Annotated in this window: 11 protein-coding genes, 1 tRNA gene, 1 rRNA gene and 1 other RNA gene; 13 read left to right on the top strand and 1 reads right to left on the bottom strand. The window is 38.7% G+C overall.

Going from position 1 to position 9,045, the window contains the following annotated elements:
• The first annotated feature begins 10 nt into the window (after window positions 1-10).
• The 4 genes from rrf to QM857_RS05160 all read left to right on the top strand — a co-directional run bounded on the left by rrf (window position 11) and on the right by QM857_RS05160 (window position 2,158).
• Window positions 11-126 (top strand): 5S ribosomal RNA (gene rrf / locus QM857_RS05175).
• Between the two features lie 5 nt (window positions 127-131).
• Window positions 132-205, top strand: a tRNA-Asn gene (locus QM857_RS05170).
• 189 nt (window positions 206-394) lie between these two features.
• A complete protein-coding gene (gene comW, locus QM857_RS05165) occupies window positions 395-631 on the top strand; it encodes a sigma(X)-activator ComW (protein ID WP_303407641.1) in 237 nt (78 codons plus the stop codon).
• 240 nt (window positions 632-871) lie between these two features.
• Window positions 872-2,158, top strand: coding sequence for an adenylosuccinate synthase (locus tag QM857_RS05160; protein ID WP_414272748.1), 1,287 nt, complete (start codon window positions 872-874; stop codon window positions 2,156-2,158).
• 480 nt (window positions 2,159-2,638) lie between these two features.
• Here QM857_RS05160 and QM857_RS05155 read toward each other — a convergent pair whose 3' ends face one another.
• On the bottom strand, window positions 2,639-3,178 hold the full coding sequence (locus tag QM857_RS05155; protein WP_414275275.1) for a hypothetical protein: 540 nt from the start codon (window positions 3,176-3,178) through the stop codon (window positions 2,639-2,641).
• A 301-nt stretch (window positions 3,179-3,479) separates the two neighbouring features.
• Between QM857_RS05155 and tadA the strand changes: the two genes are divergently transcribed.
• From tadA to QM857_RS05110, 9 genes are all read left to right on the top strand, one after another.
• The gene (gene tadA / locus QM857_RS05150) at window positions 3,480-3,947 is read left to right on the top strand and encodes a tRNA adenosine(34) deaminase TadA (RefSeq protein WP_004250346.1); all 468 of its coding nucleotides are present in this window, start codon (window positions 3,480-3,482) and stop codon (window positions 3,945-3,947) included.
• 32 nt (window positions 3,948-3,979) lie between these two features.
• Window positions 3,980-4,077: signal recognition particle sRNA small type (gene ffs / locus QM857_RS05145), an RNA gene on the top strand.
• A 54-nt stretch (window positions 4,078-4,131) separates the two neighbouring features.
• Window positions 4,132-4,575, top strand: coding sequence for a dUTP diphosphatase (locus QM857_RS05140; protein WP_414254200.1), 444 nt, complete (start codon window positions 4,132-4,134; stop codon window positions 4,573-4,575).
• Between the two features lie 9 nt (window positions 4,576-4,584).
• Window positions 4,585-5,040 (top strand): isochorismatase family protein, encoded by a 456-nt coding sequence (locus QM857_RS05135; protein WP_414275274.1) that lies wholly within the window; start codon window positions 4,585-4,587, stop codon window positions 5,038-5,040.
• An 18-nt stretch (window positions 5,041-5,058) separates the two neighbouring features.
• Window positions 5,059-5,598, top strand: a complete 540-nt coding sequence (locus QM857_RS05130) for a histidine phosphatase family protein (RefSeq protein ID WP_414275273.1) — start codon at window positions 5,059-5,061, stop codon at window positions 5,596-5,598.
• 16 nt (window positions 5,599-5,614) lie between these two features.
• Window positions 5,615-6,106: a hypothetical protein gene (locus QM857_RS05125; protein ID WP_414275272.1), complete on the top strand. Its 492-nt coding sequence runs from the start codon at window positions 5,615-5,617 to the stop codon at window positions 6,104-6,106.
• A gap of 39 nt (window positions 6,107-6,145) precedes the next feature.
• Entirely contained in the window at window positions 6,146-7,510 is a 1,365-nt protein-coding gene (gene radA, locus QM857_RS05120) for a DNA repair protein RadA (RefSeq protein WP_080555149.1), read from the top strand.
• Window positions 7,511-7,581: 71 nt separating this feature from the next.
• Window positions 7,582-8,277 (top strand): TIGR00266 family protein, encoded by a 696-nt coding sequence (locus QM857_RS05115; RefSeq protein ID WP_414272751.1) that lies wholly within the window; start codon window positions 7,582-7,584, stop codon window positions 8,275-8,277.
• 161 nt (window positions 8,278-8,438) lie between these two features.
• A complete protein-coding gene (locus tag QM857_RS05110; RefSeq protein ID WP_004250355.1) occupies window positions 8,439-8,933 on the top strand; it encodes a beta-class carbonic anhydrase in 495 nt (164 codons plus the stop codon).
• The last annotated feature ends 112 nt before the right edge of the window (window positions 8,934-9,045 follow it).

Raw genomic sequence — 9,045 nt, 5'->3', positions numbered from 1 at the left:
TGACTCAGAGTTAAGTGACGATAGCCTAGGAGATACACCTGTACCCATGCCGAACACAGAAGTTAAGCCCTAGAACGCCGGAAGTAGTTGGGGGTTGCCCCCTGTGAGATATGGAAGTCGCTTAGCTGTTATCCGCCATAGCTCAGTTGGTAGTAGCGCATGACTGTTAATCATGATGTCGTAGGTTCGAGTCCTACTGGCGGAGTATTTAAACGTTCTAAGGAACGTTTTTTTTATTTTATAATTTTTTTAGAACTTTTATTTTTGTATCTATCAATGCCTATTTTGTTTATTTTATGTTAGTTTAGCTTTTGATTCTAACTTTATAGGATTTATTTTCATTTTAGTGACCTTTTCTGATAAACTTTTTTTATCAATAAGAAAGGTTTTTTATATGCTTCAAAAATACTACGATCGTTCTTTAGTTTTTCTAAAACAAGTCGAAGAAGAATATTCATTTTTTCTACAAAGTAATGATGAATGGGAATTACTTCATCTAAAATTTTTATTATATTACTTAATTCGTTTTAGGATAAAGAGTGAGAATGATTTTATTCTCTGTCACTTTAGAGCTGCATATCGTCTTTATCTCAATTATTTGCTTGGTCAGAATTTGAATTATTCATTTTAAATAAGTTTTCTTTCATTTTTTACGAACAATAATAATAAATTATTCAATTTTATATAGAATAAGCTAAATAATTGTTATTTTTCAATTTAAAAATAAAAGAAATCCCTAATCTTTTCTAGTGTTTATCCTTGATAAAATAAGCTTTTTTTCTTATAATAAATTGTAAGATATAATTGTGGGTGAGATTCCCACCATGTATATGAGAAAGGACGAGCCATTAGGCTCAGACGAAATTTTAATATGACTTCAGTTGTTGTTGTAGGTACCCAATGGGGTGATGAAGGTAAAGGGAAAATTACAGATTTTCTTTCAGCTAATGCGGAGGTGATTGCTCGTTATCAAGGTGGTGACAATGCAGGTCACACGATTGTGATTGATGGAAAGAAATTTAAGCTACACTTGATTCCTTCTGGAATTTTCTTCCCAGAAAAAATCTCTGTAATTGGAAACGGAATGGTTGTCAACCCTAAATCTCTTGTGAAAGAATTGTCTTATTTGCATGAAGAAGGTGTTACAACAGATAATCTTAGAATTTCTGATCGTGCGCATGTTATTTTGCCTTATCATATCGAGTTAGATCGCTTGCAAGAAGAAGCTAAGGGTGATAATAAGATTGGTACTACAATTAAAGGAATTGGTCCGGCTTATATGGACAAGGCCGCTCGTGTTGGAATTCGTATTGCGGATCTTTTGGATAAAGAAATCTTTCGTGAACGTTTAGAACGCAATCTTGCTGAGAAAAATCGTCAATTTGTAAAATTGTATGATAGTGAACCTATTTCAATTGATGATATTTTTGAAGAATACTATGAGTATGGTCAACAAATCAAGCAATATGTGACTGATACTTCTGTTATCTTGAACGACGCGCTTGATAATGGTAAACGGGTTCTCTTTGAGGGTGCACAAGGTGTCATGTTGGATATTGACCAAGGTACTTATCCATTTGTTACTTCATCAAACCCAGTGGCTGGTGGTGTGACAATTGGTTCTGGAGTAGGTCCAAGCAAGATTGACAAAGTTGTCGGTGTATGTAAGGCTTATACAAGTCGTGTAGGTGATGGTCCTTTCCCAACTGAGCTATTTGATGAAGTTGGTGATCGTATTCGTGAAGTGGGGCATGAGTATGGGACAACTACTGGGCGTCCTCGCCGTGTAGGTTGGTTCGACTCAGTTGTTATGCGTCATAGCCGTCGTGTTTCTGGTATCACAAATCTCTCTTTGAACTCTATCGATGTTTTGAGTGGATTGGATACAGTAAAAATCTGTGTAGCTTATGATCTTGATGGTCAACGTATTGATTACTACCCTGCTAGTCTCGAACAATTGAAACGTTGTAAACCAATCTACGAAGAATTGCCTGGTTGGTCTGAAGATATCACTGGAGTACGTACTTTGGAAGACCTTCCTGAAAATGCACGTAACTATGTTCGCCGTGTTAGCGAATTGGTGGGTGTTCGTATTTCTACATTCTCAGTAGGTCCTGGTCGTGAACAGACAAATATTTTAGAAAGTGTTTGGTCATAGGAGATTTTTTAAGATTTGTTTAAGACAGGTTGGATATACTATAGACAGTTACAAGAAGACCTCCTAACTTGTTGTAACAAATTTCCTAAACTTTTCTTTTTCATAATAATCTCCCTATAAAGTCACCGCATTCGGTGGCTTTTTTTGTCAGCTTTTAAGTCATATTTAGGTGGCTTCTTTACTTTTAAGACAAAGAAAAAAACAGTGGGACAGAAATCTTTAGACCAACTCTCGATTTGGTACAACCAGATCTGTGAGGTTTCAACATTTGGGTAAATTGGTTAAAGTTGTGAATTGAGAAAAGAAGTTTTGGTAAAAGAAGCTTTTTGAATTCTCAAATACCAACAAATCGTTCAATTTGCCATCATATCGAAGGCGCATAACTAAGAAAAAATGAGGTTGGGATTTCTGATCCCAGCCTCTTCAGTAAACTATTTTCTTGAGAATTTGTAAGTTAGACAAACTTGAATTTTTTCTGAATCAGCTTACTTGATTATCTGATTTATCACTTTGAAATTGCTTCATTTCGTGCATAAAAGCATCTGCTTTTAGTTTGTCTGTGATGATACTGACTCTGACTAGCTTATTTAGTTTTTTTTCATGTCCTTCTAAAAAAATAGGATTTCTAATTTTTATGCTTAACTTTACGCAATTAAAAGGACGCTTTTTAATGGTTATTTGTTCGATATCTTGAAGTCCAAATTGATAATGTAATAGGCTGTGGCCTCTGTTGCTATAGGTATAATATTGAACAATATTGTTTTTATAAATTTCTAATTTTACTCCATTTATGAAGAGATAATACCCCATAAACCATATAAGGAGGGGAGCATAAATCAGCGCTACCGCCATAACAATCTTGTCTGCAAAATCAGTATTGTAAGTCATCAGACGCTTCAGAATCCAGAGAATCATAACAGATATAGATATCATGGATGGTCCCCCTACTCTATTAAATGTATCTTTATATGGAAACATCAAGGTAAGTTTTGGTTCATCCTGTAAAAATTCTAATTTCATTATTTACCCTTTCATCTTGTTTAATATTTAAATCTCAAGATAATCATCTCTTGGAGACTTATAGTTAAAAATCTTCCGACAGATCTGGACATTCTGTATCAGTTGTCTCCATTACTCTCAGTTCATGATTTCTAGTGTTTCTCTAAATTTTGCTACCATTATACTCTTTTTATAACATTATTTCTACAAACCAGAGATTGAATACTATCTAAAGTTGGTTTCTGCAAATATTATAGAGCTCTTTTTTTGTCTAGGAAAACATGCTATAATGATAGAATTGATAGCTAGGAAGAGAGAAGAGATGAATTACACGCTTGAAGAAAAAGAAGCTTTTATGAGAGAGGCATTAAAAGAGGCAGAGATTGCTTTAGAGCATGATGAAATCCCCATTGGTTGTGTAATTGTCAAGGACGGAAAAGTCATTGGGAGAGGACACAATGCACGTGAGGAGTTGCAACGTGCGGTCATGCATGCGGAAATTATGGCCATAGAGAATGCTAATTTGAGCGAGGAGAGTTGGCGCTTGCTCGATTGTACGCTTTTTGTGACCATTGAGCCTTGTGTTATGTGTAGTGGAGCAATTGGTCTCGCACGGATTCCAAACGTGGTCTACGGGGCTAAAAACCAGAAATTTGGCGCCGCTGGGAGCTTGTACGATATTTTGACAGATGAGAGGCTCAATCACCGTGTGGACGTTGAAACAGGTGTTTTAGAGAATGAGTGCGCAGAGATTATGCAAGACTTTTTCCGAAATCGACGGAAAAAATAATTTCTCTTTAAAAACAGAAGGGAATGTGGTATAATAACTAGTGGAGCAACAGTTCTGCGTGAAGCGGGTCAGGGGAGGAATCCAGCAGCCCTAAGCGATGTGGATTGTGTGCTCTTTTTTCGTGCTTTTTTCGAATAAATAAGATAAAATAGCCTAGAATATAAGATTTAAAAAGAGGGAAAATATGAAAATTCGTGGTTTTGAATTAGTTTCTAGTTTTACAGATGAAAGTTTATTGCCCAAGCGTGAGACAGCTCACGCAGCTGGTTATGATTTAAAGGTTGCAGAACGTACTGTGATTGCTCCAGGAGAGATTGTTCTCGTCCCAACGGGTGTTAAGGCCTATATGCAACCGACTGAAGTGCTCTATCTTTATGACCGTTCCTCTAACCCTCGCAAAAAAGGCCTAGTTTTAATCAACTCTGTGGGAGTCATTGATGGAGACTACTATGGCAATCCAGGAAATGAAGGCCATATTTTTGCTCAGATGAAAAACATTACCGATCAGGAAGTCGTCCTTGAAGTTGGCGAACGTATAGTTCAGGCTGTCTTTGCTCCTTTCTTAATTGCAGATGGGGATGAGGCAGACGGCGTGCGGACTGGTGGATTTGGGTCAACAGGGAAATAGAGGAATAAAATGGCAGACTATTTATTAGTTGTAGACATGCAGTCAGATTATGTTGCTGTAGGAAAAGCATATCATGAAGAACTGACTGCAACTGTAAATGACAAAATTGCTACCTATCCTAGCGACCGAGTTATCTATATTCTCAATCGTTTTTTCTGGGAGAGAAAAGATAGAAAGAAGAAATTTGCGACCGGCTTGCTGGTTGTATCTTCTCGTATTTTTGAGAAGCGTCGGGCTTCTTGCTTTACTAATCCAGATTTAAAAGATTTTTTAGAGGGAAACGGTGCTAAAAGCATAGAGTTTATAGGGGTAGATGGCAATGGATGTGTCAAGGCTTCCATTTTGGCAGCTGTTAAGGAGAATTATCAGGTTTCTGTCGATTTGTCTGCTGTCGGAGTTGCCAACCAGAAGAAATTCTCTAAAACACTGAAGCAGTGGCAAGATTGCGGAATCAAGATTGGATAGTTTTACGGGGATCTTAATATGAAGATTATCTTTGTACGTCATGGAGAGCCAGATTATAGTATGCTTGATAAACTTGAAAATCCGCAACTCTATAGTGGTTTTGGTCGTGATTTAGCACCATTGACAGGAAAAGGTCGCAGTCTGGCAAAAGAAGTTGCTAAAACTGCATGTTTTGGAAAGGCAGAGATTATTATTTCATCGTCTGTGACGAGGGCTTTAGAAACAGCACATTATATAGCAGTTGAAACAGGATTGGACTTATTTGTAGAGCCGTTTTTTCATGAGTGGCGTCCAGACTTAGATGGCACTAACTCTGATTTAACTAGTGTATTGGTAGCTCATGAATATTATCTAAAACATCAAGGATCTTTATCTGAAGATTCTCCTTATCGCTATGAAACTGATCTAGAGATGCGTCATCGTTTTTTAAGAGCTTTGGAAAAATATAAAAATTATAAAACTATTATCATTGTAACTCACGGAATGCTCATGCGCCAGTTTGTACCAAATGAGAAGATTGATTTTTGCCAAGTGATTGAATGTGAGATAGAGATATAGAAAGAGGTACAATGAAATGAGCTATAAGGATTTTCAAGCTTTTACCGCCGAGAATTGTCGAGGGTATAAGAAGATTTTTGAGATTAGTATTGGAGGATTTCTTTACCTAGCATTTCTCCCTGATGCCTATCATAAAATTCTTTGTATTTCTTCAGACTACATGTCAATCATTGATAGCGAAAATGGGCAAGTAACACCGATAGACGGAGATTACGATGAGGTAGAGTTAGTAGCCATGTGTGAGGAATATGATTCACCTATCCCTATCTCTGGTCAATACGGTGGAAACCTCCCTCTGGATAATGGCAAAGACATCAGAGTGACAATGGATAAAGACCAATCTGAAGATTATCCGATTTTAACTATTTATTGGGAAAAAGATAAGGAAGATAGAAGTCAAATCTATAAAAGTTATTTACCCTATATTTTTGGATTTAGCCCTGATGGTCAGTATTATGTCCATGCGGATGATGGCGGGCTTACTGTTCTGAAACAAGATAGTTGCTGACGTGAAAAGAATAAGAGATTTTATAATGAGAGGATTAGAATCATAGCAAAGAAAAAAGCGACATTTGTGTGTCAAAATTGTGAATATAATTCACCAAAGTATTTAGGACGTTGCCCCAACTGTGGAGCTTGGTCTTCTTTTGTGGAGGAAGTTGAGGTTGCAGAAGTCAAAAATGCGCGTGTGTCCTTGACAGGTGAGAAAACCAAGCCTATGAAATTGGCTGAAGTAACTTCTATTAATGTCAATCGGACCAAGACTGAGATGGAGGAATTCAACCGTGTACTCGGTGGGGGTGTGGTACCAGGGAGTCTCGTCCTAATTGGTGGAGATCCAGGTATTGGAAAATCAACCCTTCTCTTACAAGTATCAACCCAGTTGTCTCAAGTAGGAACAGTTCTCTATGTCAGTGGGGAGGAGTCTGCTCAACAGATCAAACTCCGTGCAGAGCGCTTGGGGGATATTGATAGTGAGTTTTATCTCTATGCTGAGACCAATATGCAGAGCGTGAGAGCTGAGGTGGAGCGAATCCAACCAGACTTTCTTATCATCGATTCGATCCAGACCATTATGTCTCCTGAGATTTCTGGAGTGCAAGGATCGGTTTCTCAAGTACGCGAGGTGACAGCTGAACTCATGCAGCTGGCCAAGACCAATAACATCGCCATCTTTATCGTCGGCCATGTGACCAAGGAAGGAACCTTGGCGGGACCTCGAATGTTGGAACATATGGTGGATACCGTGCTTTACTTTGAAGGGGAACGCCACCATACCTTCCGTATCTTGAGAGCAGTCAAAAATCGTTTTGGCTCGACCAACGAGATTGGAATCTTTGAGATGCAATCAGGTGGCTTGGTTGAAGTCCTTAATCCTAGTGAAGTGTTTCTGGAAGAACGCTTGGATGGAGCGACTGGTTCGTCCATCGTTGTGACAATGGAAGGAACACGTCCAATTCTTGCGGAAGTGCAGGCCTTGGTGACGCCGACCATGTTTGGAAATGCTAAACGTACGACGACAGGCCTTGACTTCAATCGTGCTAGCTTGATTATGGCTGTTTTGGAAAAACGTGCAGGGCTTCTCTTGCAAAATCAGGATGCCTATCTCAAATCAGCTGGTGGTGTCAAATTAGATGAACCTGCTATTGACTTAGCTGTTGCAGTGGCTATTGCTTCGAGCTACAAGGACAAACCAACCAATCCTCAGGAATGTTTTGTAGGAGAGTTGGGCTTGACGGGAGAGATTCGGCGCGTAAATCGTATCGAACAACGGATCAATGAAGCTGCTAAACTAGGCTTTACAAAGATCTATGTACCCAAAAATTCTTTGACTGGCATTAAACCACCTAAGGAAATTCAGGTGATTGGGGTGACGACTATTCAGGAAGTCTTGAAAAAAGTATTCTCCTAATCGTTTTACTCAGGTTTAGATTACTAATTATTTTATTGCAAACATTTATTAAAAGTAAGGAGGAATTTCTGATGAAATTTTCTATGGACAGTCACATGCAGTTTCCTTTGGTAGAGTTGTCGCTCAATCAGGGGGAAACGGTCTTTATTCAGCGCGGTAGCATGGTCTACCACACACCTAATGTAAGTCTCAATACCCAGCTTAATGCAAGCGGTTCTGGTTTGGGACGTTTTGTCAAAGCTGTAGGGCGTTCAATGGTTTCTGGTGAAAGTACCTTTATCACTCAAGCTGTTGCAGAGTCTGACAACGGAAACCTTGCTTTAGCACCAGATACTCCTGGTCAAGTGATTGCTCTTGAGCTAGGCGAAAAGCAGTACCGATTGAATGATGGAGCCTTTTTAGCTCTTGATGGTACAGCTTCCTATACAATGGAGCGCCAGTCTATTGGGAAAGCTCTGTTCGGAGGGCAAGGCGGTCTCTTTGTGATGACAACCCAAGGTCAGGGAACTCTTTTGGCCAATGCCTTTGGGTCTATTAAGAAAATTGAGCTACAAAACCAAGAAATAACCATCGACAATGCCCATGTGGTAGCTTGGAGTCAATCTTTAGACTATAATATCCACTTAGAAAATGGTTTCTGGCAGTCTATTGGTACAGGCGAAGGAGTGGTGAATACCTTCCGAGGTACCGGTGAGGTCTATGTACAAAGTCTCAATCTTCAGAGCTTTGCAGGCTCTCTTAACAAGTATATCCAAAAAGGTTCATAATATTAAAAAAACTAGGACAGAAATCCAAGCTAGTTGCTGGATGTCTCTGTCCCAGTTTTTTATATGAAAGTTGACAGCTGACAAGACAAAGAAAAGATGGTAAGATAGGAGATAAATAATTTGGTGTTCAAATTATCTGGCAGACTAGAAAGTGAGTTGTCATGTCCTATTTTGAAAATTTTTTAAAAGCCAATCAAGCTTATGTAGAACTACATGGAGATTTGCATTTATCCATTAAACCCAAGACAAAGGTTGCAATCGTAACTTGTATGGATTCGCGTCTACACGTTGCGCCAGCTCTGGGGTTAGCTCTGGGAGACGCCCATATTTTACGGAATGCGGGTGGTCGAGTGACTGAGGATATGATTCGTTCACTTGTAATTTCCCAACAACAAATGGGGACAAGAGAAATTGTGGTTCTTCATCATACAGACTGTGGGGCTCAAACCTTCAATAACGAGGATTTTCAAGAGCACCTAAAATGTGAATTGGGAGTTGATGTATCTGGGCAGGACTTTTTACCGTTTCAAGACATCGATGAGAGTGTTCGAGAGGATATGAAATTGCTGCGAGAATGCCCCTTAATTCCAGATGATGTTATTATTTCAGGAGCTGTTTACGATGTGGATACAGGTAGTATGAGGGAGATATACTAACTTTCTAATTAAAAGCTTCTGAAGTAGCATGAAGTAGGATGAGAAGGTTGACAAGTTTTACCTTTGATATCACTAATATAAGATAGTATAAGATAAGAGTATAAAAGTCTAC

The sequence above is a fragment of the Streptococcus infantis genome, from assembly GCF_047463315.1.
Lineage (GTDB): Bacteria > Bacillota > Bacilli > Lactobacillales > Streptococcaceae > Streptococcus > Streptococcus infantis_AB.
The sequence above is the reverse complement of the archived record's forward strand: the minus strand, read 5'-3'. Positions and strand labels throughout refer to the sequence as shown.

Coding starts and splice junctions, on each gene's coding strand:
- comW (WP_303407641.1), top strand. CDS start 395: ATGCTTCAAAAATACTACGATCGTTCTTTAGTTTTTCTAAAACAAGTC.
- QM857_RS05160 (WP_414272748.1), top strand. CDS start 872: ATGACTTCAGTTGTTGTTGTAGGTACCCAATGGGGTGATGAAGGTAAA.
- QM857_RS05155 (WP_414275275.1), bottom strand. CDS start 3,178: ATGAAATTAGAATTTTTACAGGATGAACCAAAACTTACCTTGATGTTT.
- tadA (WP_004250346.1), top strand. CDS start 3,480: ATGAATTACACGCTTGAAGAAAAAGAAGCTTTTATGAGAGAGGCATTA.
- QM857_RS05140 (WP_414254200.1), top strand. CDS start 4,132: ATGAAAATTCGTGGTTTTGAATTAGTTTCTAGTTTTACAGATGAAAGT.
- QM857_RS05135 (WP_414275274.1), top strand. CDS start 4,585: ATGGCAGACTATTTATTAGTTGTAGACATGCAGTCAGATTATGTTGCT.
- QM857_RS05130 (WP_414275273.1), top strand. CDS start 5,059: ATGAAGATTATCTTTGTACGTCATGGAGAGCCAGATTATAGTATGCTT.
- QM857_RS05125 (WP_414275272.1), top strand. CDS start 5,615: ATGAGCTATAAGGATTTTCAAGCTTTTACCGCCGAGAATTGTCGAGGG.
- QM857_RS05115 (WP_414272751.1), top strand. CDS start 7,582: ATGAAATTTTCTATGGACAGTCACATGCAGTTTCCTTTGGTAGAGTTG.
- QM857_RS05110 (WP_004250355.1), top strand. CDS start 8,439: ATGTCCTATTTTGAAAATTTTTTAAAAGCCAATCAAGCTTATGTAGAA.